Genomic DNA, 24,880 nt, shown 5'->3' with positions numbered 1-24,880 from the left:
CTTGACATCAACTGTTATGGTTTTCTTACCTGCCTGCTCATCTAGGTGAATTGCATTCAAATCAATAATGAAGAAGGAGCTGTCCAGAAAGTCAAATCCCTATTGAAAACAAAAAATCATAAACACCGATATATCAACGTTTCTAAAACATTAATGGGGGCGTCAATAAGCCGTAAAAACGACTTATTAGACACCCCCTGCATATTTTTTATAACTTAAAGCGTTCTACTAAGCCTTTTAAGCGGTTGCTTTCTTCGCTTAACGATTCCGCTTTTTCCGCAACCATTGAGAATGCTTTGACTTGCTCGTTCGTTGTTGCACTGACTTCTTCCGCAGAGGCAGCTAGCTGCTGGGTTACTGCAGAAATATTTTCAATCGATTCGACGACTGTTTCTTTTTGCTCATTCATCCGATTGATCGCATTTAATGTTGATTTAATGGCATTAAGCAAATCTTCCATTTTAATTGCAATTTCATGAAACGCATTGCCTGTCACTTGAACAGCTTTGTTTTGTTCTTCATGAATTTTCTTAGAACGACTCATTGCATCGTAGGCATTTTTCGTTTCAATTTGGATTCCTTCAATCATATTTTTAATGTTTTCTGTCGCTTTTGCCGATTGTTCAGCAAGGTTTCTTACTTCCTCAGCGACAACTGCAAATCCTTTACCTGATTCACCTGCTCTTGCTGCTTCAATACTTGCATTTAAAGCGAGCAAGTTCGTCTGATCTGAAATTTTGGAAATGGTCGACACGATATCAGAAATTTTTTCAACTCGATCTACAAGATTTTGTAGTACGGATTGGACCATCTCAGATTCTTTGTCAGCCTCATTTGATTTTATTTGAAGCTCATTTAGCTTTTCTAAACCATTATAGCTGGCATTTTGTGATTCGTAAGATAAATTTTCGACATTTTTTACATCATTGTTTACTTGTTGAATACAATCTTCTAATTGTTTGATTTGTCCGTTTATAATTTCCGTACTGTTTGCCTGCTCACCTGAGCCTTTTGCAATTTCCTCAATTGCAACGGAAATTTCCTCACTTGACGCAGTAGCTTCTTCCGAAACCACGTTTAATGTTTGAGCAGATTGCTGCAGCTCCTTCACGGATCCGTCCAGATCGAGGAGAATTTGTCGGATGTTATCGGTCATCTTCGTAAAGCTATTAGCCAATTTCCCGATTTCATCTTTATTTTTCACTGTTAATGTTCCGGATAAATCCCCTTCAGCCATTTTGTCGGCGTTTTTAGCCAAAAGCAAAATCGGCTTTGAAATGCTTCTCGAAACAAAACTAGTGATGAAAAATGCCACAATCAATGCAGCAATAATAATGGAAACGTTAATGCTCCGGATTGTGCGGGCTGTTTGCTCCAGATTTGCATCCGAATAGACTACACCGATTTTCCAATTTAGTTCCGTGATCGTTTCAAAAATAATGGTTGAATCTTTTCCATTTTCTTTTATAGAAGCTATACCTTGTTTTTGGTTTTTAATCGGTGCCATAAGACCGTTGTTTTTATATAAATTTTTTCCGGTCATTTTCGGATGAGCGATGGCAACTCCATTTCTATCAAGCAGGAATGTATACCCTCCAAAGCCAGCTTCCACTTGCTTAACAAATTCATTAAACGTTGTTAAATTAATATCAATTCCAATAACGCCAAGCAACACCCCATCCTTTGTAATGGCCTTTGAGGCGGTAACAACATATTCTCCTTTTTCCCCATCACGATAAGGCTCTGACCACGAAACAAAGTTTGGACTTGTTACAGCGCTTTTATACCAAGGTCGTGAATTGATTATCAAATCTTCCTTTAAGTTTAACTCAGGTTCTGCAGCAACAAGAGTCTTAGTGTTGGCTACATAGACAGACCGGACCAATTGATTAGCGCTTAAAAACGATTGAAACGTTTCCTTTACGGACTGTAAAGATTGATCGTCATTTTTTTCAAGCAACTGTGCGATTTCCGGTTCATTGCTGAAAAGCAGCAAAATTCTTTCATATTCCTGCATCTGTAAAAGCAGGTTCTTTTTCGCTTGCTTAACAATCGATTGCCCCGTATGAAACGCATCTGATTTAATGTTCTTTTGAACAAAATAATCAGACGTGAAAAAAACAACCAAAAGTGAAAAAATTAACAATATGGTGATGAGCGCTGTCAATTTCCACTGAAGCTTTTTAAACATTTGTTCCATCTCCTACATAAATCTTTATTTAATAAAAATAATTAAGAAAACTTATACGTTTTCTAATGTATATATCGGCAATCTGATTTATCTTTTTACAAAATGAAACTAATTATCTTTTTCATATTTCCAATTGGCTTTGTTTTTGGGAGCGATCTTGCATAAAAAAAGCATAGGCTGCATGTGTTTCTTCTAAAAAAAGATACCGCCGTAGCGGTGCCGGCTGTGAAAAAGAAAAAAAGTTTTAGCAAATTGGAGGAAAGTAACAAGAAGAGATTCGGATATCGAGGGCTTCAAATTTTTGCATTTGCAAACTTATCCTAATTTATATCGTGATACCCCGTCGTTTTAGTTGCTCAAACTACAAAAAGCTTTTTATGAACTGCAGCTGCTGTGTTTTGCTTTCTATCGTTTGTATCAAATTAGCTATACGCTCGCTGCAAATCATTTTTATATTTTGATGGACTTTATCGGGATAATAAAGCGGATGTAAAAATCAAAAAATGCTGATGCTCTGCGTTTTTCATATTCCATTTTACTTAGAGCCGAAATTCTTTTATATTCACCTTCCGTAAATAAATCGGCTCATCAAAAAAAGGAGCCGATTCAGATTAAACTGATCGGCTCCGTACCTTTTATATTTGGAACGTTTTTTTAACAAAAGAAACGACTTCTTCCGTTGTTTGCATAGAAAGAACTTTTTCTTTAAAGCTTTCTGCTTCCTGTTTTGAAAGCTTTTTAATTTGTGAACGCGCAGGTAAAATAGATGTTGCGCTCATGGAAAATTCATCTAATCCAAGTCCAAGCAGAAGCGGTATAGCAATCGGGTCTCCTGCCATTTCTCCGCACATTCCAACCCATTTTCCTTCTTTATGAGCTGCATCGATCACAATGGAAATTAATCGGAGGATGGCCGGATTATACGGTTGATACAAATATGAAACCCGTTCATTCATCCGGTCTGCTGCCATTGTATATTGAATTAAATCATTTGTTCCAATGCTGAAGAAATCAACCACTTTGGCAAATTGATCCGCCATAACAGCAGTTGATGGAATTTCAACCATTATTCCAACTTCGATATCATCAGCTACTTCAATACCTGCTTGAACAAGTTTTTCTTTTTCTTCGAGCAGAATAGCTTTCGCTTGATGGAATTCATCGATTGTCGCAATCATTGGAAACATGATTTTTAAGTTTCCATATTTGCTTGCGCGAAGCAGCGCTTTAAGCTGTGTCCGAAAAATATCTTGCTTTTCTAAACAAAGGCGGATGGCGCGGAATCCAAGAAAAGGATTCAGCTCCTTTGGAAGATTCAAGTAAGGAAGCTCTTTGTCCCCGCCGATATCCAATGTACGGACAACAACAGGTTTTCCTTCCATTCTCTCAAGAACTGTTTTATATGCTTCAAATTGTTCTTCTTCTGTAGGCATTTGGTCTCGTCCCATGTATAAAAATTCCGTACGGTAGAGACCTATTCCTTCACCGCCGTTGTCAAGAACACCTTGTACGTCATTAGGCGTGCCAATATTAGCGGCAAGCTCGACACGATGTCCATCCTTCGACAACGTCGGCTCGTCTTTTAATTTAGCCCATTCCGCTTTTTGCTCTTCATATTTTTCTCTTTTCTTTTCATATTCGGCAATACAATCTTCACTTGGATTTATGATTACTTGTCCTTCAATCCCATCAACAATGACTAAAGCACCGCTTTCAATTTTGGCGGTAGCTTCCTTTGTTCCGACAACAGCAGGGATTTCCATAGAACGAGCCATGATCGCAGAATGGGATGTTCTTCCTCCAATATCAGTTGTAAATGCTTTAACAAAATTTTTGTTTAATTGCGCAGTATCAGAGGGTGTTAAATCTTCTGCAACAATAATGACTTCTTCATTAATTAAACTTGGATTTGGGATTTGAACGCCTAATAAATGGGCTATAACCCTTTTCGTGACATCCCGAATATCCGCTGCTCGCTCGCGCATATACTCATTTTCCATCGCTTCGAACATCGCAATAAATTGATCAGCTGTTTCCCTCATTGCAAATTCAGCGTTTACAGCTTCGTTTTCGATTTTCTCTTTGACTGGATTTAACAGCTCAGGATCGTTCAAAACGAGCAAATGCGCTTCAAAAATCGCTGCTTTATCCGCACCAAGCCTTTCTTCTGTGCTGTTTTTAATTACCTCGAGCTCTGCTTTGGCGCTTTCGACAGATTGTTCAAAACGCTCAATTTCTGCTCGAATATTTTGTATTTCTTTTTTTGATACGGTTAAATCCGGCTCTTCTAGACGGTATGCCTTCGCAATAGCGATACCGTTTGATGCTGCAATCCCAGATAGCTGTATCATTATTCGCCTAACCCTTCTTTTTTGATTGTCTCTTCAATCGCTTGAAGTGCATCATTTTCATCAGCACCTGATGCTGTAACTTTAATGGTTGCTCCTTTTGGAATACCTAATGACATAACTCCCATAATAGATTTTAAGTTTACTGTTTTTCCATTGTATTCCAAATTAATGTCGGCTTCAAATTTGCTTGCCGTTTGCACTAATATAGTCGCAGGTCTTGCGTGAATTCCTGTGTCAGCGGTAATGTTGAATGTTTTTTCAGCCATTTGCATCAAATCCTTTCTGCTATTTTCTTTAAAAATTTTATCAGTGCATGTCGAGTTGTGCAAGCTGATAATCAATTATTTGTGAAACCAGCCTTGTCCGATTTAAACAAGGCCGGTTTACTAACTGCTACCGAATGGCAATAATGTTTTCTTCGCCCTTGTTTACTTTGCCTACTTTTTTCAATTCAATTGCTTCACCTTCTTTTAAATTAGTGAAGACAATCGGCGTCATAATAGAAGGAGAATGATTTTTAACATATTCAAGATCCACTTCAAGAAGTTTGTCACCCAATTTTACAGTATCGCCTTCTGAAACGAAAATGTCAAATCCTTTTCCTTTCAATTTTACTGTATCAATACCAAAATGGATCAATATTTCATGGCCAGAATCAGACTGCAAGCTAATAGCATGTTTCGTTGGAAATACATTTAACACTTTACCGTTAACAGGAGAGACGACGATACCTTCTTCAGGTACAATAGCAATCCCATCTCCCATCATTTTTCCAGAGAATACTTGATCCGGTACTTCTGTAATCGGATGAAGAGTACCTGTCATAGGCGATGAAAATGTTAAGCTTTCGCTTTGTAATTCTTCCGGCATAACATTTTCCACTTGTTCTTTAACTTCCTGCTCTGGAGAATGAACTTTTTCTGCTCTTGGAGTTCTTCCATTCATGATGTCTTGTATTTGAGTTTTTAAATTGTCCGATTTAGGGCCAAAAATTGCCTGGATGTTGTTGCCCACTTCTAAAACACCTGAAGCGCCGAGCTTTTTCAAGCGTTCTTTATCAACTTTCTTTTGATCATGAACAGATACGCGCAGCCTTGTGATACATGCATCAAGGTGCTGAATATTTTCATTTCCGCCAAGCGCCTCTAAAATGTTATATGGAAGATCTCCGGCTTTTTCGCTCTCCTGCTCATCATCAGACGTTTCAACACTTGCATCTTCCCGTCCAGGAGTTTTCAGGTTGAATTTTCGGATGGCAAATCGGAAACCGAAATAGTAAATGACCGCAAATACAAGCCCAACTGGGATAACGAGCCACCAAGCTGTTCGATTCGGAAGGACGCCAAATAATATAAAGTCGATCACTCCGCCTGAAAAAGTCATTCCAATTTTAACATGTAAAATATGCATGACCATAAAGGATAGTCCTGCAAATATCGCATGAATCGCAAACAAAAGCGGTGCTACAAACAAAAAGCTGAATTCAATCGGTTCTGTAATTCCTGTTAAAAACGATGTTAACGCGGCAGAACCCATAATCCCTGCGACCACTTTTTTATTCTCGGGTTTGGCTTCGTGATAAATAGCGAGTGCTGCGGCAGGGAGACCGAACATCATAAACGGAAATTTACCTGTCATAAACGTTCCAGCTGTCAATTCCACACCGTCCTTGATTTGGGCAAAGAAAATGGCCTGATCGCCGCGAACAACGTGCCCTGCTTCGTTTACATAAGAACCAAATTCATACCAAAAAGGAGCATAGAAAATATGATGTAATCCAAACGGAATCAATGAACGTTCAATCACACCGAAAATAAAAGCGGCGAGCGTTTTGTTCGTCTCAAGTATTCCTTGAGAAAACTGGTTTAATGCCCCTTGGATCGGCGGCCAAATAAAGTACATCGCAATCCCTAATAGAACAGCGGACGCAGCTGTCACAATTGGAACAAACCGCTTTCCGGCAAAAAATCCTAAATATTGCGGAAGCTCAATTTTATAATATTTGTTGTACATATAAGCAGCTATGATACCTACTATGATCCCGCCAAACACACCTGTTTGCAAAGTCTCAATTCCGAGAACGTTTGCAAATGCTGGATCAGAACTAATATCTTTAGGCATTTGACCCAAACCTGTTAAAATACCGTTCATTGTAACATTCATAATTAAGTAGCCGATGACTGCTGCAATCCCTGCAACTCCATCGCCGTTTGCAAGACCGATCGCAACGCCGACTGCAAATAACAACGGCAGGTTGGAGAATACAATTTGCCCAGCTTGCTCCATGACGCTTGCGATAAGCACGATCCAGTCGTTCGTTAAAGCAGGAATTCTATCTGTTAAATCCGGATTTTGCATAGCATTACCAAATGCAAGCAAAATACCTGCTGCAGGAAGAAGCGCTACCGGCAGCATAAGCGCGCGTCCTATTTTTTGTAAAACACCGAAAATTGATTTAAACATAACATGACCTCCTTATAATTATCATTTGACAAATGCAGCAAGAATAATCGATGTATTAGAAAAAACAAAAAAGGCATGGTGAAACAAGGCGTCAACTGTACGAAAACAAATCCCTATACAGTACACCTTGCTCACTCATGCCTGATCGAATCAGTAACACGTGCGCAAAATTTATTCTTTTTTTGCTATTCGATATAAATGCATCGTTAAATAAACAGCTTCTGCTTCATCAATTTGTTTTTTCAATACTTGCTGCATCATTTTAATCATTTTCCATGCAACATTATAGCATAGAGGATATTTTTTTTTCAACAATAAAGCTAATTCTTCTGGTTCTTCCGTTTTTTCCTCTTTGAGAACCCTTTCAATTGTTGCCTGAAGATGCCTTACAAGCCGCAAATAATTAAAGCTTTCTTTATCAAGCTGGATGTTTAAGGAATCTTCTGCAACTTCGATTAACTGAGCAATAAGCTGAGAATGGCGGTTCACTTCAGAAATTGATTTATGCGTTATGGCGCTGTGAATGTGGAGAGCGATGAAACCGATCTCACCTTTGGGCAGCTTGATTTTCAGCTTATCTTCAATAATGGACACCACTTCACTAGCAATATTATATTCTTTCGGATAAAGCACTTCAGTCTCTGATAAAAAAGGGTTTTTGATGTCCATCCCCTGCTCGATCCTCTTAATTGCGAACGTAATATGGTCTGTTAAAGCTATATGAATATGTTCATTCAGAGGAAGTCCGACTTTCTTTGAAATGTGGGCAATACAGTCTGAAACAACTTCTATCATCTTCTCGTTTGTATAAGGAAGAAGTTTTTTATATTGTTCCTGTTCTTGTTCGTTTTTCAGCACAAATATCTTTTCAACTGTTTCGTTGGAAATCAGCTCCCCCCTTTTTTTTCCGAAACCGATTCCTTTTCCAATCAAGACGACTTCCTGAAAGGTGTCGTGGCCAGCTATTAATACATTATTATTCAACACCTTTTTTACTTTAAAGGACCCCATGTTTAAAAAGACGCTCCTTTACCAGAAATCTATATAATCGTACAAAAAAAGAACGGGGAGGTCAATGCATTTTGCACTCAGCAAAAGCAAGAAAAAATTTACAATCGAACACCTAAGACTGGGGGTGAGGCATCTAAAATGGAAATAGAAAATTTAGTTTTTTCATCTTTCTCGGCAGTTCATACTTTCCTTTCCAAAAATGAAGAGTCCGTTTTTTCAACTGTCGCCTTTTAAAGGTTCTATATGCACATGTACGTTCGTAATATTAAATTCTTCCGTCAGCCTTCTTTCCACTTCATCACAAATCGCATGGCTTTCAACGACATTTAAATTAGAATGAACTTTAATGACAACATCAACATATACGGTGCTTCCGACATATCTGGCTTTAATATCTTCAAGCGATTGAACCCCGGGTATATTGTTAATTGTTTCTTTATATTTGTCTAACTCCTTCTCTGAAAATCCGTCCGTTAAGGAATGAACCGCTTCTTTGAAGATATCCCAAGCAGTTTTGCAAATAAGCACTCCGATGATCATCGCAACAACTGTGTCCATCCATGCGATATGAAATTGCGCCGCCAAAATCCCTAGGAATGTTCCGACACTGACATATGCATCGGATCGATTGTCCATAGCTGCTGCCATGAGCGCTTGACTTTTTATTTTTTTCGCAAGTCTTACATTAAATAAATAAACGGAAAACATGACGATTGCTGAGCCGATAGCCGTCCATGCCGCGATCAAATCAGGTGATTCTGTTTTCGGGTTTATGATTGATTTTGCTCCTTCAGTAAGAACTTCAAAACCAACCATGACCATAATCAATGATGCAATTAAAGACGCAATGGTTTCTGCCCGAAAATGTCCATAGTGATGATCTTGGTCAGGAGGACGCTGCGATATTTTTAATCCGACTAAAACCGCGATCGAAGCAATTACATCAGTCCCGTTGTTCAGTCCGTCAGCCATTAAAGCTTCCGAATGAAAAAAATATCCGACCGCTATCTTTACAACGGTCAACAAAATATAGGCTGCAATGCTAATCCATGCTCCCCGTTCACCCTTTTTTAAATTTTGATAAACTTCCACCTTCCACTAACTCCATTCGTTTAGTCTGCCATTTATACTATCAAAAAAACATGTAAAGGTCTATACATACAGATTATTTCCTTGTTACAAAAGGTTTAATATCAAAAGGTTTTTCTGAAATCAAAGCGATCATTCCAATATGGAGATTAGTAAAACAAGGAAAAATATAAATTATTTCATTTTTTTTACATTACATTAAAAAAATATAGCAACCAAACTTTTTACAGTTTGATTGCTATCAATCGAGAGAGATTAATTTTCTTTTTGTGTCAAATAAACCGGGATCATTTGAATCGAATGGTTTAGGTCATCAAGCTTGCCTTCAATCCGGTGAAGCAAATAGAGCGTCACAACAATAGGAAAACCGACATCGCTGATAAACGACAGCCAATCGTGCAAACCAATCCCTCCCTTTATGGCATCTGAAATCCGGCCTGTTCCCGAACCGGAAACAGGCCGCTTCCGTCAGCTCATCGTATATTCTGTCACCGTTTGCTCAATAATTCTGGCTCCTTTTTTTGAAACGAGCGAACCCCCAGAAGAAGTAAAAACATTTGATTGAATGATTGTTTCCATAGCTTGACCAATTTGCTCTGCTGTTAATGAATCCTTAGGTTCATCAACATTAATTCTGACTGTCTTTCCTTCCGTATTGGCAAAAAGAAGATCGAGCGATTTAGACATTTTTTCACCCCCAGATTACTTATGCATTAATTTGATGCGTATCGTTTCGTTCCACTTTGGCAAGCGGCATTTTTTGAAGACTGGCAATTGCTTGGGCTGCTCTAAGCAAATCATCTGCACTAGCTGACGTTTTAATATTGCTGTAATTTTTATAGCGATACAGCGGCTTGCCGGAATGATCAAAACCTTCTTCAAAAACAAGACGCAATTGTGATTTGACCGGTTGAACCTCAGCCATTGCTCGCACCTCCTTTCACCTTCTTTATATAAAGAAATGAAAAAAGAGGGGCAGCAAATATGCAAAAAAGGTGAAAAAAAGAAATGAAAACGGAGCCCTGTCGTTGCAGACAACAACGGCTGTTGATGCCGTTTTGATCATTTCCAATAAACGGAATCTCTTTGGTTTCGTCAATATTTTATTTGGATAAAACTAAATGTTAGGGTAATGAATTTCATCAAAATTAAAAAAGCATTTACGAAGTGCTCTCTTATTATGAAAGTGGTCAAACCCCATTAAAAAGGAGACTTCGTAAATGCAAAACTATTGTGTATCACAAAACGGAACGGATGAAAAAATAAAAGAGCGGTGTCCGCTCTTTTTAAATAGAAAGCTGTTTTGACAACGTATATAATTCTCCGATTGGTTCGCTCTTTTCTTTCAATATCTCTTCAATATCATGATCAACGATTTGGTTTTTCTGTATTCCGACTGCTCTTCCGCCTTTTCCTTCTAACAGAAGCTCAACTGCTCTCGCTCCCATTCTGGAAGCAAGAACTCTATCAAATCCAGTTGGAGAGCCGCCGCGCTGAATATGTCCTAATACCGATACTCGCGTCTCAATGCCGTATTTTTCCTTTAAAATATCGGCAAGTTTTGATGCGCTCATAACTCCTTCAGCTAACGCAATAATGGAATGTTTTTTCCCGCGTTCAACACCATGCTCCAACCGCTTGACAATATCATCTAAGTCAAACGATCTTTCAGGGATTAAGATCGTTTCAGCGCCTCCAGCTACTCCTGCCCAAAGCGCTATATCACCAGCATGCCGCCCCATCACTTCGATTATAAAAATCCGCTCATGGGATTGCGCTGTGTCCCTAATTTGGTCCATTGCCCTTACAACCGTATTCAGTGCTGTATCAAATCCGATCGTGAAATCTGTTCCTGGAATATCGTTATCGATCGTTCCAGGCAATCCAATGCAAGGGAAGCCTTTTTCCGTCAGCTTCAAAGCCCCTCGGTATGATCCGTCTCCGCCAATTACAACAAGACCTTCAATTTCAAATGATTTTAATTGTTGAATCGCAAGAAGCTGTCCTTCTTCTGTTTTAAATTGTTCAGAGCGCGACGATTGGAGAATCGTGCCGCCGCGGTGAATAATGTCCCCTACAGAGCCAAGCTCTAATTTTTTTATGTCACCGTTAATTAATCCTTGATATCCATGGTATACTCCATAAACTTCCAACCCATGAAATATCCCTTTTCTTACAACTGCACGTATTCCAGCATTCATCCCCGGAGAATCTCCGCCAGACGTTAATACAGCTATTCGTTTCATTCCATCACCTCATTATGCAGTTCAATAATTGCTGCCATCTCATGTTTTATAAAATGTATTATATCAAAAAATTTTCCCGCTTAAATGATTTTCTCGTTATTCAGCTTTTCGAAATCCGGCTTCTTTTGCTTCCTCCTCTGTACAAAACATCATTTCTGGTTTTGTTATATAATAGTGCCTGCTGCCAGGCATATGGTATATTTTTTCACCTTTTGAATTAATGTTTCCTTTTATGTCGCAGCCCTCTTTTTTGTCGTCTTGTCCAATCTTATCATTAAATCCATCGTTTGTAACATAGTTTTCTATACTCCAGATTCCGATTTCTTTGTGCTGGGCTTTTTTTTGAACATCCAAAAAACGGTCTACATATTTTGTATTTGGCTGATGAACGTATGCGACGCGGGCTAGCCCGTTTTCAAGCAGCATTTCATTAAACATTTGTCCGTTTATATATAAATAAACAAGTAATCTTCCATACTTGTCACGTTCTCTAACGCCAAGCTCTAATTCAACTTTTTTGTCTGACAGCATTTCTTTTGCAAAATTGCTTGCTTCGATTGCAAATGGCTGCACAGGCTTCGTTGGGTGTACAGATTCAGGAGTATCGACAAGAAGAAGTCGGATTGTTTCTTTTTTATTGTTGACGATGACTTTCATCGTATCACCATCGACGACATCAATTACTTTGGCTTCCAACCGATTGTTTACGGCTGAATCATCTTTTTGCCAAAGCTCCCATCCGAAAAATAATGCAAGCAAACCAAAAAATAAAACAATCCATTTTCTCCACATGATGTTCTTCCTCTCTATTGTGTCCATTCAATGAAATATCATTTTAAGCGAAAAGAACATTCATATCAATAAGAAATGTGGAGGATTTTTCACCTTCAAAGTTATTTTAAATGTTGTTTACATTTTTCTCGGAATATTTTATAAATAAAACCATTCTAGTATAATAATAATGGTAAAGCAATCGGGGGAGTTAAGGAGTGTATTTTTTGTGACATTTATCAAAAGAAATATCGTCCCGATCCTCTGCTTGGCGGCATTTTCGTCACCCATAATCGGCATGATGTTAATTGATGTGTATTATTACAGTTCGGTAATCGGGTGGGTGGTTGGATTCATTTTTATTGTAGCTGCATACATAATTGTAACGAAACGACCCGATGACTCTGAACCAAATGACTTTTTAAAAGAAAATAAAAGGCGGATCATATAGCTTAATCCGCCTTGTTATTCTTCTTATTTATGATCTTAATAGCCGCAATCCATTTAAAATGACAAGTATGGTGCTTCCTTCGTGGCCAATGACTCCGAACGGCAAGTCAATGACTTGAAGGAAATTAGCACATATGAGAAGGGCGATGACCGATAGAGAAAAAGCAATATTTTGTTTCACAATTTTGTTCATTTTTTGCGACAATTCGATCGCTTTGATCAATTTCGTTAAATCGTTTTTCATTAATACAACATCTGCTGTTTCCAAAGCAACATCCGTTCCCTCCCCCATTGCTATACCGACAGATGCTGTTTTTAAAGCTGGTGCGTCATTGATACCGTCGCCGATCATCGCCGTTACGCCGAATTGTTTATTCAACTGCTTTATTCGGTCAACTTTGCTTTCAGGCAGACATTCACCGTGAAATTCATCAACGGATGCCTCTTTAGCAATGGCTTCAGCTGACGCTTTCGTATCGCCCGTCAGCATCACCGTATAGATGCCTTTGCTTTTCAATTCATCCATCAAATTTTTCATATCAGGTCTAAGTACATCTTTTAAAGCGATGCTTGCGGCAATTCCTTTTTCGTCTTTAACATAAACAACCGTTTTCCCTTGTTTGTATAATTTCTTGGAAACAGAGTTTTGAAATTGTTCAGCCTCTTCTTTTCCGACAAACGCAGCTTTCCCAACGAATATTTTCTGCCCGTTCCAAGAAGCAGAAACTCCAAACCCTGAATGTTCATCCACTGATACCCATTCATCTTTCAGTCCTTTTACATTTTCCTGAATATAAGCTGTAATAGCTTTGGCAAGAGGATGGGAGGATTGCCGCTCAATATTATAAACTGCTTGTAACAGCTCTGTTTTTTCGATGTCTGGGCGTACGATTACGTCCGTGACGATCGGCTCGCCTTTTGTCAAAGTTCCCGTTTTATCAAACGCGACCGCCCGAATTTTATTAAGACGCTCTAAATGTACGCCCCCTTTAAACAAAATGCCGTTTCTTGCCCCGTTAGAAATAGCGGATAACGTCGCCGGCATGATCGAGGCGACGAGCGCGCACGGGGAAGCCACTACCATAAACACCATCGATCTGTAAAAAGCTTCCTGAAAGCTCCAGCCTAATAAAAATGGAGGAGCAAACATCAAAACAGCCACTGCAATAAGCACACCTTTTACATACGTTCCTTCAAATTTTTCAATAAATTGCTGGGACGGAGATTTTTCAGATTGGGCGTTTTGCACCAGTTCAATAATTTTTTGAAAAAGCGTTTCCGATGCTTTTTTCGTTACGCGAACGGTGATCGATCCATTTACGTTTACAGTCCCTGCATACACTTCACTTCCAGGCTCTTTCTCAACCGGGATGGATTCGCCCGTTATAGCTGATTCATCCACTGTCGTATGACCATTTATGAGCTGGCCATCCACCGGAATGCGGTCCCCGGGCTTCACAATGATCAAATCTCCAATCGATAAAGTGGAAACATGCACTTTTTCTTCCCGTCCATCTACTAAAAGCAGCGCTTCTTCAGGCTGCAATTCCATCAATGAAGAGATCTCCTTGTTTGTTTTGTTCATTGTATACGTTTCTAATGCGCCGCTTAGGGCAAAAATAAAAATTAAAATCGCTCCTTCAAGCCAATGGCCGATTATTGCCGAACCGATAGCAGCAAAAACCATCAGCAGCTCTACATTCAACTTGCCTTCGCGGATCGTTTCTTCAATTCCCTCTTTAGCTTTGGCAAATCCCCCAATAACGAATGCGAAAATAAATAAAATCGTTGATATGATGTTGAAATCATCTATGCTAAGCAGCCAAGCGAAAAAAATGAGAACACCTGACACAATGGCCGCAATCATTTCAACATGCTGTTTCAACCCTTGAAATAATTCCGTATTATGAAACATCTTTGCTTCCATTCTCACTTACAACCTCCTAACTGAGAATAAAATTCAGCTTCACTTCTATTGAATTCCATATGCTATTCTTGGCGACTAGTAAAAAAACTATTAAAATATCAACATCTATATGTATATTATATATCAACAATTATTTTTTTCAAGTAATAATTATATTAATTTTAAATTAATAATTAATATTAATAATTATTATCATTCTCAATCACGGTTTTTTACAGATCAAAAACGTTGGTTGGAAAATCGGTCGATTCATATGTTAAGCATTAAAATTCTATTTTTTAAAAAAGAAAAAGCACAGAAGCTTCGCTGTGCTTTACAAATCGGTTAAACGTTTTAATTGTTCGGTTGTTACGGGACCAATGATTTTTTTAAACACCTGTCCTTGTTCATCGATTATAAAAGTAGTGGGAATGACCATAACCTTGTATAATTTCATGACTTCGCCTTTTTCATCAAAAAGCACAGGAAAATCAAATCCGCTCTTTGATAAAAAAGACTTTACTTCTTCTTTTCCCCCTTCTTCTGAAGTAATGTTAATTCCTAAAAACGCGACGTGCTCAGAATCCGCTTGTTCATAAAAACGTTGAAGCTCAGGCAATTCTTCCTTACATGGAGGGCACCACGTCGTCCAAAAATTGATCACGACCTTTTTCCCTTTAAAATCCGAAAGTTTTACCATCTTGCCGTCAGTTGTTGGCAAAACAAAATTGTTAGCGGGCACTTTCGAATTTTCTTTCGTTATTATTTCTTTCATGGTTGTTTTGCTCGGTGCATTTTCTTGTTTCAAATCGCTCTCTTGACATCCAAAAAACACACATGATATAAGCAGAAAATGAAAAAGCAAGGCAGCTGTTTTTTTCAAAACGCTTCCCCCTTCATGAGAGCACTATTTTTTTCCATTCAATGATGGAAAAATGATGACTTTCGCTATTTCATACTTTATTGCTGCGATAGATCACAGTAGAGACAACCTGGAAAATCTTAATGAACACGTTTTTCCTTCAGCGACCAATAGCCAATGCCGATTTTTTGGCATATTGTCATATAATGCATTAACAATTGCAGCAATCCTCCTGCATTGAGCCCGATAATAACTCCTGACATTTGCCATTCTGGCTGCGATCCAAGCAAAAAGATGACGACAAACGAGATAAAATGTGCCCAAACCGTATGAAACAAAGCATCTTTTATTAAATTCAGACCGATCAAATACGCTTGCAGCGGAATGATCAAAAAGTGGGTAAAAAAGTACGGCCATAAAAGCTTTAAAAAAAGTGTTGCAGTAGTTCCGTTGACAAACAAACTTGTAAGCGGCTCAGCAAAAGCAAACATAATCACAATCGCAGGTATTCCGTAAAGCATTGTCATTCCGAGCGATTGCTGCAAAAGCTTCTTTAAAAGTTCCTGGTTTCCTTTAGCAAACGCTTCTGATACAGTTGGGATCAAAATCGTTAACAGTGCATGAGCGATAAACGCGGGAAAAAAGCCGATCGTCATCGCAACTCCGGAAAGCAGACCGAACTGTTCTGTCGCTCCAACCTCCGAAACACCTGCTGCCATTAATGCATATTTGATTAAAAACGGCTGAATCGCATGTGTCATAGAATGAAAAATGCGCAAAATTGTCGTCGGAACAGAGACACGAAATAAACTCCGCCGGATCAAAGCTGTTTTGGATGAAGCGAGCGTGCTTTTTTTTAGTTCTTGCGCCTGATAGACATAAACGGTAAGCAAATAAAGAACAATAACGGCTTCGCTTGCAATAAATGAGCTTAACCCTGCAATGACAGACATTTCAGGAGAAAATTCAAACAGGTTGAACAGCAAAATGAGCAGAATAAGCTGAACAAGCTTGCGAAACCCATTTGCAAATGCAATTTTCCCCATTTGCTGCGTGCCCATTAAATAGCCTCTAGCAATAGAGGAAAAAGAAATCATCGGAACAAGCAGTACAAATAAAACCGTAACGGAAGGATGATAGCTTTTTAGCGGCGGAAGAGCAGGAAACAGCAAAAAAACAATTAAGCTGAAGCAAATGCTGATCCACAAAGTTAGGCGAAAAGCATATTTCAACATTGGCCAATGGTACGGCTTTTCAGTTTCCGCCACATATTTTGAAATAGATATCGGCAATTCAAAGCTTGCTAACACGATAATGAAAAACATAATAGGCATGATCGACATATAGTGGCCGATGCCTTCTTCACCAAGTTCCCGCGTCAATACCATGTTAATCATAAAATCAAAGCATTCCCCTAGAAACGAAGCAACGATTAAAAGCAGAGCTCCCTTAAAAAATGTTTTCATTTTTCCTCCCTCTTTTCTTATTTCATGCATATGAGACAAGTTCAAAAACATGACAGAGGATCGGAAGAGGGAGGAAAATTTTTAGTCAGCCTTTGTTATTTCGGTTTCTCGTTTCATTGGCAAAACGAAGCAATCAAATATTTAGAATTATTGCACCACACCAGTTTCAGTAATTTTTACATCCGCATGCACATCGACTTCCATCTTGGAATAAATATCCCTCCAATTTTTCACTTTTCTTAAACCTCTCGAATGGCTTAAAATTTCTTCTCCTAATCCAACCGGATCAATGTTTTTCTCTTTAAACATATCGATCATCTCCATACTGTTCTTCACAATTTCCTTTTCAAACGCTTTTTCAGCTTTTTTTAAGATTTCCGGACGAACAGTCCCTTCCGAATATTCGCGTAGATACCCTTCAATTTCCAGCTCTATCGTTAAATGGAACGGATTTTTTTCATCGATGTTCGCTCTTCTTTTCGAACGGATGCTTTCTATAGATGCTTTATTTCCATCATCCATTGTGATCGTATGAATTCCTTTAACATATCGATCGGAAAGAAGCTTAAAATAAAAAAGCTGATCATTTTCGATTTCGCCAACCATTTTGTCCTTTTGAAACAAGGCAAGTCCAGTTATTTTGACATGGTCGTTTTTCTTTTCTAATAAAGGTAAAGAAGGGTCTTTTCCTTTCATGCGAAAGTTGCGCAAATATGTGTGTAAATTGATAATCGGCAAATTTTCCCGGTGCATATTATGCTCCACTAAATTACGAAAGTACGTGGCAGTCCCCTGTTGTCCATATTTTCCTTCCAGCAAATTTTTCGCTTCACCTTTGCAGACCGCTAAAATAACCTTTGAACCGACGCTTGCATCTCGTTCAAGCGAGTCGACATATTTTTCAATTCCCTGTTTTGCTACGTCTTCACTGTAAAGAGCAAATTGCAATTTTCCATAAACTAGAGGGGCTGGCGACTCCTTTTGCAAATCGGAAATCAGATCCCTGCTTAAATCTGATTCGACCGTCATCACCTTGCTGTCGACCGGCTGCTCCTTTTTATATTCAGGAGCAACAATGGTTCCTTTAATTTTATTGCCTTCGCCGACATCGTATCCAATAACCATCACTAAATTGACATCATCAATAATTTCTTTATCCAGACATCCATAAAGCATCAGCATGAACAACATAATGAAGGAGAGAATTTTCCACATGTTTATGTTCTCCTTTTCCATAAATCCCGTACAAACGTAATGAGGTATAAAACCGGAATATAGCAAAATACAATACCAAGAGCATACGTATTGATGATCTTATTTAATAATTGAATATCTTCTTTATCAACAATGACATTGACTATAAAAAACATGACGACCAGAACAGAAATGATTGCCTTCTTTTCTGTTATTCCAAAAATTTCTGTTATACCTCTTTTGGCGCTCCACAACATGACGCAAATATTCGGCAAGATGACGAGAGACCAGGAAGCAATGCCGATATATTCGAATCTTTCAACAAAAGGAAGTTCAACAATTTTCCACATCGCTAGCGTCGCCCATTTATTGCGCAATATTTCTTCTTCCGCAGAATAATAAACGATCGAAACAATCATGATGATGATATAGGAACAGGTTGTAAATAAATTTCCAATATGAGCCCATTTTTGGGATTTGTCAATATTTTTGACAAAGGGGTAATACAAAAAAAGAGTTTCAAAACCAATAACAGTTATGACCATCTGCATCGTTCCCATGAAAATTTCCTGAGGTGAATGATCCATAATTGGCAAGAGGTGCTGAAGATCTGCAAAACGAGTCGGGAAAATTAAAAATGTAAGAAAAATCCAAAGCGGCAGAACCACTCCAAAAAAAGCAAATCCGGTTACTACCCGAAATCCACCGTTAAAAATGTAATAAAGCAATCCCATAAAAATTGCGGTATAAATCCAAATATTTAAATCTTCAAACATCCACACCTTCAAAATTTCAATATATCCTATTAATATGGCGCAGCTTCCAAGAAAAAAATAGATGATCCAAACAATGTTCAATCCATTGCCGACCCATTTTCCAAACAAATCGTGCTGCAGTGTCATTAAGCTTCCGCTTGAACGTTTCAAAATTTGATAGATCATCCAAATGTACAGATGAACAATAAGACCGATCAAAATAACTGAAATCCATGAATCATGTCCCGCATACTTGACGACATTTTTTTGAAAACCTAATACACCGATGCCGAATTGAGTGCTGTGCACTAAATAAAAAACGAGCGGTGCGGAAACTTTATGACGTTCTGCTATTTGCGCCAAGTTGGATTCCTCCTCTTCCGCTGTTATTCATCAATATCTTTATTTTCCCTCGATTTCTCTTCATCCATTCGCTTCGGCTGCTCCGTCCGCAGCTGTTTCGGACGTTCATTCATCATTGAAAACGGCATACGCAGGAATGCATCCTTTAAATCGGAAATTCTCGGAGGATAGATTGGCTCCAAAAAAGGACGTCCGAGAGAAGTTAATCGTAAAAGATGGGTCGCTAAAAAACAAAAGCATAAAACGATTCCTAAAAGACCGTACATTTCGGCAAACATGAGAAAAGGAAAACGCAAAAGCCTGATCGTATTGCCCATTTTATAGACAGGTGTTGTAAATGATGCTAATGCAGCAAGCGCTACAATGATGAGCAAAATATTGCTTGTTAAACCTGCTTCCACACTAGCTGTTCCGATTACAATCCCCCCGACGATGCCGATCGTTTGTCCAACCTTTGTCGGCAGCCGGGCGCCCGCTTCACGCAGCAATTCGATCGTTCCTTCCAAAAACAGCGCCTCTAAAAAAGGCGGAACTGGGACCTCCCTTCTGGATGTGACAAAATTGTTTAGTAAATCAGTTGGAATTAACTCATAATGATAATTTAAAACAGCTACATAAATCGGTGTTGCCAATATGGAAAAGGAGACAGCAAACAGGCGGATAATACGGAAAAAGGAAGACAAAATCCAATTTAAAAAATAATCTTCAAACGATGCGAAAAATTCGACAAGAGTTGTCGGACCGATTAATACATGGGGAGAGCCGTCCACAATGACCGCTATTTTCCCTTCCGCCAAAATGGAAACTACACGGTCCGGTCTTTCCGTATCCAACAGCTGAGGAAAGGGAGAATTATGATTGTCAGAGATCATTTCCGTAATGTACGAACTATCATTCACTTGATCAATTTGGATATTAGAAATTCTTTGCCAAACCGTAAATACATTTTCCTCATCCGCTATGCCTTCTATATAGATGATCGCTAATCTCGTTTGCGTCAGCCTGCCAATTTTTAAAGTCCGAATGCGCAGCTCTTCAATCGGCAATCGTTTTCGAATTAAATTAATATTGGATTCAATGGACTCAACAAACGCCTCTTTCGGACCGATGACCGTAAATTCCACTTCCGGGAGTGTAACTTCTCTAGCTTTGTTTAATTTTGCATTAACGAGCAAGCACGGAGATCCATATTCGCTTAGCGAAATCATAACAAAGCCTTCCAACAGCTTTTCCTTCATTAAATCCGTATCAATGGTTAAAAAAATATCTTTGACCGGTAAAATGTTTTTTAGTTCTTCTAATGACTGCCAATATTTTGAGTGAATCGGCTTTAAAATGTTTTCATTTAATATATTTACATCCACTAACGTTTCAAAATATGAAATCCAATATTTGATATGGCTTGTATTGACGTCATATTGAATAAAATCAGTAGAACTGCGGAAGACAGCAAACAATTTTTCAATTGAATCTTTTCTTTTCCAATTTTGCTTATACATTCGGCTCATTCATCCCACCTCTTTCCATTATTTTTTCAAGCCATCTTTTTATTTATTCAATTAAATTTCTTCTATAGAAATAATGAGGAAAATGGTGAAAATGGAGGAGGCTGAAACGAAATAATTGCATTTTCCTATATAGAAAATTGAATTTCCCAGACAATTGGACTCAGATCATCTTAATCATGATGATTCGCTCAAATGATTTACACCGTTTACGATTGTATTACCGCGGAAAAAAAAGAGCGCGCTCTTTGAAAGGATGCGCACACGTGGAAAAGAATCAATCATTTGAGGAGATGCTAACTGCTTTTCGCCCTTTAATTTTTCACATTATGAAAACTTTAAATATTTATACAGACCAAGACGAGTTTTTTCAAATAGCAGCGATCGCCCTCTGGAAAGCAAGCATCAATTATGACGAACAGAAAGGACGGTTTGCCACTTATGCTTATGCAACGATAAAAGGCTCGCTCATGACAGAATTAAGGAAAAAACAAACATATAAAGAAAGGCATGTTCTTCATGCGAATGACATAATAGCTGCTAAATTGGAATTTTTTCCATATACAGACATTGAAGCAAGAGATTTATATGAACGGATTGCCCCCGCTTTATCAGATGCTCAACGAATTTGGTTTACCATGTATTTTTTTGAAGGAAAAACTCAGAAGGAAATTGCAGAGGAGCTAAATGTCACAGTCAACAAAGTAAAAAATTGGAGAAAAGGAGCATTAAAAAAATTGAAGAAATATGCCGTAAAGGTACGGGAAGAACAGTGAACAGTCTTTAATAGCAGTTTTTATGAGGAAGATGTGCCAAAAATTAAGAAGCTGACATCGGTCAGCTTCTTGGATCTTTTGTATATCGGTAAACAATGCTGCCACCGCGTTTTGCTGTTCCATGAAAATGTTTAAAATCTTCCCTTTCGATCAGTACTTTGCGAAACGCCATAAAATCTTCCTTTGATACACAATATTCTTCCAGTTCTCCATCACGAAGCTTGTTTAAAATGTCTTGTATCTCTTGATTTGTCAACTCGACCATCTCCTTTTCTATGAAAAACAGTCTACCGAGCAATGGAAACTTTTTACCTATTTTTTTGCGATTGTCCAAAAAAACTTTACAATTCTAAAGAAATCATGCAAAATATTTGAAAATCCATAAAAAAGGAGAGAACAAATGAAAATTGCTGAAGTTGGAGATGTTATTGAATTTAAAGACGGTCTCAAAGGAATTGTCGAAAAAGTAAATGAAAATTCCGTCATCGTCGATCTTACGTACATGGAAAACTTTCGGGAAATGGATCTGGAACAAAAAACAGTAGTTAATCATAAAAACTATAAAATTGTCGGAAAGTAAAACGGAGAATTGAATGCTCCGTTTTACTTTTTCTTATATCAAAGAGTTTAGTGCCATTTCAAGAATTTTTTACAATTAACGCAAGTTTCGGTAGGTTCTTTTATCAAAAAAAACGCCTCAAGCGACTTGCTTTATCGGTTGTCCACTTTTTCCGGGTACAAATCATGGTTCATCATACGATACTCCGCCATTTTCTCGTATTTTGTTCCAGGACGTCCCCAATTGACATAAGGATCAATAGAAATACCGCCGCGCGGCGTAAATTTTCCCCATACTTCGATGTAGCGGGGCTCCATGATCTTGATTAAATCATTCATGATAATATTAACACAGTCCTCATGGAAATCGCCGTGGTTGCGGAAGCTGAACAAATAAAGCTTCAGCGACTTGCTTTCCACACATTTTTTGTCTGGAATATAGCTGATATAAATGGTCGCGAAGTCCGGTTGTCCGGTGATTGGCCTCTGTTTTTCACAAACAGGTGGACTATATCATATTCTTATTCAACTGCGATATTGAATAAGAACCCTTGCGCTTCCACCAAGATAATATATGCTGTCATCTTGGTGTACTCTACTCTCTTCCTCCAACACTACTCTTACTCGCTTCATGCTGGAGTGATTTCGATAGTCTCTGCACCTTCCTCAAATTTAAGAAGAAGATTCCCTTAAATTTGAGGCTTGGCTCAGGGTTGGAAAGATAATGGGAATAAGAGACAAGAACATGTTTTTCTTTTATTCGATTACAATTGCCATTTCCGCTTTTTACTCCATTATCCTCTTCCCCTGAATTCACAAGGTTTATCCGACAGTGTCGCCACTGAAGTGTGCCCTTATTGACACAAGCTGGTAAACTCCGGACAATTGAACTTCACGAAATAATCGCGGTCTGGATGTTTATTATCGAATACTTCCAACACTTCTGGGCTGTATTCAAATAAATATTTTGTATTTTTGTTGCCTAACAGCGTCAGATCTTTCAATTCATCATCTTTTCTTCCAGCCATCTTTTTTCATCCTTTCCTATTAATTTACACTCCGCGCTTGTTTCCCCAAACAAGTGCATGAAGCTGCGGCAAAACTCGAGCATCGTTCATTTCTTTTGATAGAACAGTCAATTCGATCAGCCATTCTAATTTTTCTAAAAGCTGATTTCTCAGGAGGTGATCATTTTGTTCGTTTACTTGATCATTTCCAGGCTGCAAATAAAATGAAATATTTGGATAGCGAAGGTGGACGTTTTTCGCGTAATCAAAATCTTCCTCATTAAAAACAACAACTTTTAGACTAACATTGTCTTTCCGTCCGCCATCGATCAGCCGCTTCATAATGTCATCAAGCACAGTAAAGTTCGTTTTCATCCCTGAACTAGGAGGCTTGGGAGAAAGAGTTAAATCATCGATTAGTAAAAACCAATCTTGATAACGGCTTCCCTGTGTCTCCAGTGCAGTGCGAAATCCTTGCTCCCTTAAAAGGATAATCAATTCATCCAATCCTCTAATCAATGCCGGATTTCCGCCCGAAATGGTGACGTGATTGAAGCGATCGCCGCCAAGCTCAATAAGATCGTCCAAAATTTCCGCTGCTGTCATTTGTTTAATTTCATCTTTTGCTGAACCGTTCCACGTAAAAGCTGAATCACACCAGCTGCATGAATAGTCGCAACCGGCCGTTCGGACAAACATTGTTTTTTGTCCGATCACCATTCCTTCCCCTTGAATGGTCGGTCCAAAAATCTCGATGACCGGTATTTTTTTCATTATTTCATCTCCCTTTTCGGACGGTACACAACATAGCTTGTCGGCGTTTCTCTGACAAACACCTGCAAGCATTTCGGTTTATTCGGGAGTACATTTAAATGATCCTGGACAATTTCCCAAATTTTCCGCGCAACCACTTCTGTCGTTGGAAAGTCTTCGCTGTTTTGACCATTGAATACATCCGTATGGTCATTGAGCAGCGTATGGTCAAATCGATCATGAACCCATTTTTTTAAATGCTGAAAATTCACAAGGAATCCTGAATCATCAAGCTGATCACCGCAAATAGTGAGATTGACGAAATACGTGTGGCCATGTACACGGGCGCATTTCCCCGCTTTTTCATGCGGGATGTAGTGTGCAGCAGATATTTGCATATCTTTATTCAGCTCATAACTATAATTATGAAAAACTTGCGGATAAAATTGATGAAGCATCACGTATTAGCTCCTTTTTCAGCCAAATATTGTTCCAATCCCCTTTTTCTCAATAAGCAAGCAGGGCATTCGCCGCATCCGTCGCCAATAATGCCGTTATAGCACGTCAACGTTTTTTCGCGAATGATATCGAACACCCCTAACTCATCGGCAAACTTCCACGTTTCCGCTTTATTGATCCACATAAGCGGCGTGTGAATCACAAAATCCTCTTCCATCGCTAAATTAATCGTTACATTGCAGGATTTTACGAACACGTCCCGGCAGTCAGGATAGCCGCTGAAATCCGTTTCACATACACCTGTCACAATATGTTTCGCTCCCAGTTGTTTCGCCAAAATGGCGGCAAATGTCAAAAAAACTAAATTCCTCCCCGGAACAAAAGTGTTGGGAAGCTCTCCTTCCTTTTGTTCAATTTCCATATTTGAACGCGTTAATGCATTCGGCGCCATTTGATTTAATAAGGACATGTCCAGCACATAATGAGGTATGCCGGCTTCGTTCGCAATGTTTTTCGCTGCTTCAATTTCCTGTGCATGCCGCTGATTATAATGAAACGTGACAGCGGTCACCTCATCAAATTGTTTCTTCGCCCAAAACAAACAAGTTGTACTGTCTTGTCCTCCGCTAAACACAACGACCGCTTTCTTATTATCCATTTGAAAACGCTCCTTTCTGAAAAAAGAAAGCCATTCACACTGCCTA

General features: G+C 38.6%; 24 protein-coding genes and 2 pseudogenes. 3 read left to right on the top strand and 23 right to left on the bottom strand.

Annotation, left to right across the window (positions count from 1 at the left end; translation table 11 throughout):
* Positions 1-208 precede the first annotated feature (208 nt).
* From ACVIJU_RS07585 to ACVIJU_RS07535, 11 genes are all read right to left on the bottom strand, one after another.
* Positions 209-2,191, bottom strand: a complete 1,983-nt coding sequence (locus ACVIJU_RS07585; RefSeq protein ID WP_456687434.1) for a methyl-accepting chemotaxis protein — start codon at positions 2,189-2,191, stop codon at positions 209-211.
* Positions 2,192-2,826: 635 nt separating this feature from the next.
* Positions 2,827-4,542 carry a phosphoenolpyruvate--protein phosphotransferase gene (gene ptsP, locus ACVIJU_RS07580; protein WP_144598123.1) on the bottom strand — a complete coding sequence of 572 codons (1,716 nt, stop codon included), beginning with the start codon at positions 4,540-4,542 and terminating at the stop codon, positions 2,827-2,829.
* Positions 4,542-4,808: a phosphocarrier protein HPr gene (locus ACVIJU_RS07575; protein WP_063389338.1), complete on the bottom strand. Its 267-nt coding sequence runs from the start codon at positions 4,806-4,808 to the stop codon at positions 4,542-4,544. The genes ptsP and ACVIJU_RS07575 overlap by 1 nt, the downstream gene beginning before the upstream one ends.
* Positions 4,809-4,935: 127 nt before the next feature.
* On the bottom strand, positions 4,936-7,005 hold the full coding sequence (gene ptsG, locus ACVIJU_RS07570) for a glucose-specific PTS transporter subunit IIBC (RefSeq protein ID WP_144598122.1): 2,070 nt from the start codon (positions 7,003-7,005) through the stop codon (positions 4,936-4,938).
* A 171-nt stretch (positions 7,006-7,176) separates the two neighbouring features.
* Complete coding sequence (gene glcT, locus ACVIJU_RS07565) at positions 7,177-8,016, bottom strand: glucose PTS transporter transcription antiterminator GlcT (protein WP_063389340.1); 840 nt, start codon at positions 8,014-8,016, stop codon at positions 7,177-7,179.
* A gap of 216 nt (positions 8,017-8,232) precedes the next feature.
* Complete coding sequence (locus tag ACVIJU_RS07560; RefSeq protein ID WP_063389341.1) at positions 8,233-9,108, bottom strand: cation diffusion facilitator family transporter; 876 nt, start codon at positions 9,106-9,108, stop codon at positions 8,233-8,235.
* A 252-nt stretch (positions 9,109-9,360) separates the two neighbouring features.
* Complete coding sequence (locus tag ACVIJU_RS07555; RefSeq protein ID WP_063389342.1) at positions 9,361-9,507, bottom strand: YvrJ family protein; 147 nt, start codon at positions 9,505-9,507, stop codon at positions 9,361-9,363.
* Between the two features lie 66 nt (positions 9,508-9,573).
* Positions 9,574-9,792: a DUF2922 domain-containing protein gene (locus tag ACVIJU_RS07550; protein ID WP_063389343.1), complete on the bottom strand. Its 219-nt coding sequence runs from the start codon at positions 9,790-9,792 to the stop codon at positions 9,574-9,576.
* 19 nt (positions 9,793-9,811) lie between these two features.
* Complete coding sequence (locus ACVIJU_RS07545; RefSeq protein ID WP_063389344.1) at positions 9,812-10,030, bottom strand: DUF1659 domain-containing protein; 219 nt, start codon at positions 10,028-10,030, stop codon at positions 9,812-9,814.
* Positions 10,031-10,391: 361 nt separating this feature from the next.
* The gene (pfkA, locus tag ACVIJU_RS07540) at positions 10,392-11,351 is read right to left on the bottom strand and encodes a 6-phosphofructokinase (RefSeq protein WP_066247956.1); all 960 of its coding nucleotides are present in this window, start codon (positions 11,349-11,351) and stop codon (positions 10,392-10,394) included.
* Positions 11,352-11,447: 96 nt separating this feature from the next.
* Positions 11,448-12,143: a thermonuclease family protein gene (locus tag ACVIJU_RS07535; protein WP_063389346.1), complete on the bottom strand. Its 696-nt coding sequence runs from the start codon at positions 12,141-12,143 to the stop codon at positions 11,448-11,450.
* Positions 12,144-12,351: 208 nt separating this feature from the next.
* Between ACVIJU_RS07535 and ACVIJU_RS07530 the strand changes: the two genes are divergently transcribed.
* Complete coding sequence (locus ACVIJU_RS07530) at positions 12,352-12,573, top strand: hypothetical protein (RefSeq protein ID WP_082829436.1); 222 nt, start codon at positions 12,352-12,354, stop codon at positions 12,571-12,573.
* Between the two features lie 27 nt (positions 12,574-12,600).
* Here the strand turns inward: ACVIJU_RS07530 and ACVIJU_RS07525 are convergent, their stop codons facing one another.
* From ACVIJU_RS07525 to ACVIJU_RS07500, 6 genes are all read right to left on the bottom strand, one after another.
* Positions 12,601-14,499, bottom strand: coding sequence for a heavy metal translocating P-type ATPase (locus tag ACVIJU_RS07525; protein ID WP_063389348.1), 1,899 nt, complete (start codon positions 14,497-14,499; stop codon positions 12,601-12,603).
* A gap of 313 nt (positions 14,500-14,812) precedes the next feature.
* The gene (locus ACVIJU_RS07520; RefSeq protein ID WP_066247954.1) at positions 14,813-15,361 is read right to left on the bottom strand and encodes a TlpA disulfide reductase family protein; all 549 of its coding nucleotides are present in this window, start codon (positions 15,359-15,361) and stop codon (positions 14,813-14,815) included.
* Between the two features lie 119 nt (positions 15,362-15,480).
* Positions 15,481-16,806: an oligosaccharide flippase family protein gene (locus ACVIJU_RS07515; RefSeq protein WP_066247952.1), complete on the bottom strand. Its 1,326-nt coding sequence runs from the start codon at positions 16,804-16,806 to the stop codon at positions 15,481-15,483.
* 147 nt (positions 16,807-16,953) lie between these two features.
* Positions 16,954-18,021 (bottom strand): Ger(x)C family spore germination protein, encoded by a 1,068-nt coding sequence (locus ACVIJU_RS07510; RefSeq protein WP_066247951.1) that lies wholly within the window; start codon positions 18,019-18,021, stop codon positions 16,954-16,956.
* Positions 18,022-18,023: 2 nt separating this feature from the next.
* The gene (locus ACVIJU_RS07505; RefSeq protein WP_158640195.1) at positions 18,024-19,118 is read right to left on the bottom strand and encodes a GerAB/ArcD/ProY family transporter; all 1,095 of its coding nucleotides are present in this window, start codon (positions 19,116-19,118) and stop codon (positions 18,024-18,026) included.
* Between the two features lie 23 nt (positions 19,119-19,141).
* Positions 19,142-20,626: a spore germination protein gene (locus tag ACVIJU_RS07500; protein ID WP_082829433.1), complete on the bottom strand. Its 1,485-nt coding sequence runs from the start codon at positions 20,624-20,626 to the stop codon at positions 19,142-19,144.
* Between the two features lie 263 nt (positions 20,627-20,889).
* On the opposite strand from ACVIJU_RS07500, the gene ACVIJU_RS07495 reads away from it, so the two are divergent.
* Positions 20,890-21,399, top strand: coding sequence for a sigma-70 family RNA polymerase sigma factor (locus tag ACVIJU_RS07495; protein WP_066247948.1), 510 nt, complete (start codon positions 20,890-20,892; stop codon positions 21,397-21,399).
* A gap of 61 nt (positions 21,400-21,460) precedes the next feature.
* Here the strand turns inward: ACVIJU_RS07495 and ACVIJU_RS07490 are convergent, their stop codons facing one another.
* Positions 21,461-21,664, bottom strand: coding sequence for a hypothetical protein (locus tag ACVIJU_RS07490; protein WP_063389456.1), 204 nt, complete (start codon positions 21,662-21,664; stop codon positions 21,461-21,463).
* A gap of 135 nt (positions 21,665-21,799) precedes the next feature.
* Between ACVIJU_RS07490 and ACVIJU_RS07485 the strand changes: the two genes are divergently transcribed.
* A complete protein-coding gene (locus ACVIJU_RS07485; RefSeq protein ID WP_063389354.1) occupies positions 21,800-21,979 on the top strand; it encodes a YkvS family protein in 180 nt (59 codons plus the stop codon).
* Positions 21,980-22,110: 131 nt separating this feature from the next.
* Here ACVIJU_RS07485 and queF read toward each other — a convergent pair.
* The 5 genes and pseudogenes from queF to queC all read right to left on the bottom strand — a co-directional run.
* A pseudogene (queF, locus tag ACVIJU_RS07480) lies at positions 22,111-22,440 on the bottom strand (preQ(1) synthase); the annotation flags it as partial.
* A gap of 371 nt (positions 22,441-22,811) precedes the next feature.
* Positions 22,812-22,985, bottom strand: a complete 174-nt coding sequence (locus tag ACVIJU_RS07475; protein ID WP_375338788.1) for a tunnelling fold family protein — start codon at positions 22,983-22,985, stop codon at positions 22,812-22,814.
* Positions 22,986-23,009: 24 nt separating this feature from the next.
* Positions 23,010-23,738, bottom strand: a complete 729-nt coding sequence (gene queE, locus ACVIJU_RS07470; protein WP_063389355.1) for a 7-carboxy-7-deazaguanine synthase QueE — start codon at positions 23,736-23,738, stop codon at positions 23,010-23,012.
* Entirely contained in the window at positions 23,738-24,175 is a 438-nt protein-coding gene (gene queD / locus ACVIJU_RS07465; protein ID WP_066247944.1) for a 6-carboxytetrahydropterin synthase QueD, read from the bottom strand. The genes queE and queD overlap by 1 nt, the downstream gene beginning before the upstream one ends.
* Positions 24,175-24,873 (bottom strand): annotated as a pseudogene (queC, locus tag ACVIJU_RS07460) (7-cyano-7-deazaguanine synthase QueC); the annotation flags it as partial. The gene queD and the pseudogene queC, both read right to left, overlap by 1 nt.
* Positions 24,874-24,880 lie beyond the last annotated feature (7 nt).

Source organism: Aeribacillus sp. SP014 (assembly GCF_054055575.1).
This window is presented reverse-complemented; position numbering and strand designations above follow the sequence as displayed.

Bases quoted from the DNA above. Each gene is read 5' to 3' on its own strand.
- ACVIJU_RS07585 (WP_456687434.1), bottom strand. From the start codon at position 2,191: ATGTTTAAAAAGCTTCAGTGGAAATTGACAGCGCTCATCACCATATTG.
- ptsP (WP_144598123.1), bottom strand. From the start codon at position 4,542: ATGATACAGCTATCTGGGATTGCAGCATCAAACGGTATCGCTATTGCG.
- ACVIJU_RS07575 (WP_063389338.1), bottom strand. From the start codon at position 4,808: ATGGCTGAAAAAACATTCAACATTACCGCTGACACAGGAATTCACGCA.
- ptsG (WP_144598122.1), bottom strand. From the start codon at position 7,005: ATGTTTAAATCAATTTTCGGTGTTTTACAAAAAATAGGACGCGCGCTT.
- glcT (WP_063389340.1), bottom strand. From the start codon at position 8,016: ATGGGGTCCTTTAAAGTAAAAAAGGTGTTGAATAATAATGTATTAATA.
- ACVIJU_RS07550 (WP_063389343.1), bottom strand. From the start codon at position 9,792: ATGTCTAAATCGCTCGATCTTCTTTTTGCCAATACGGAAGGAAAGACA.
- ACVIJU_RS07545 (WP_063389344.1), bottom strand. From the start codon at position 10,030: ATGGCTGAGGTTCAACCGGTCAAATCACAATTGCGTCTTGTTTTTGAA.
- pfkA (WP_066247956.1), bottom strand. From the start codon at position 11,351: ATGAAACGAATAGCTGTATTAACGTCTGGCGGAGATTCTCCGGGGATG.
- ACVIJU_RS07535 (WP_063389346.1), bottom strand. From the start codon at position 12,143: ATGTGGAGAAAATGGATTGTTTTATTTTTTGGTTTGCTTGCATTATTT.
- ACVIJU_RS07525 (WP_063389348.1), bottom strand. From the start codon at position 14,499: ATGGAAGCAAAGATGTTTCATAATACGGAATTATTTCAAGGGTTGAAA.
- ACVIJU_RS07515 (WP_066247952.1), bottom strand. From the start codon at position 16,806: ATGAAAACATTTTTTAAGGGAGCTCTGCTTTTAATCGTTGCTTCGTTT.
- ACVIJU_RS07510 (WP_066247951.1), bottom strand. From the start codon at position 18,021: ATGTGGAAAATTCTCTCCTTCATTATGTTGTTCATGCTGATGCTTTAT.
- ACVIJU_RS07500 (WP_082829433.1), bottom strand. From the start codon at position 20,626: ATGAGCCGAATGTATAAGCAAAATTGGAAAAGAAAAGATTCAATTGAA.
- ACVIJU_RS07490 (WP_063389456.1), bottom strand. From the start codon at position 21,664: ATGGTCGAGTTGACAAATCAAGAGATACAAGACATTTTAAACAAGCTT.
- ACVIJU_RS07485 (WP_063389354.1), top strand. From the start codon at position 21,800: ATGAAAATTGCTGAAGTTGGAGATGTTATTGAATTTAAAGACGGTCTC.
- ACVIJU_RS07475 (WP_375338788.1), bottom strand. From the start codon at position 22,985: ATGGCTGGAAGAAAAGATGATGAATTGAAAGATCTGACGCTGTTAGGC.
- queE (WP_063389355.1), bottom strand. From the start codon at position 23,738: ATGAAAAAAATACCGGTCATCGAGATTTTTGGACCGACCATTCAAGGG.
- queD (WP_066247944.1), bottom strand. From the start codon at position 24,175: ATGCTTCATCAATTTTATCCGCAAGTTTTTCATAATTATAGTTATGAG.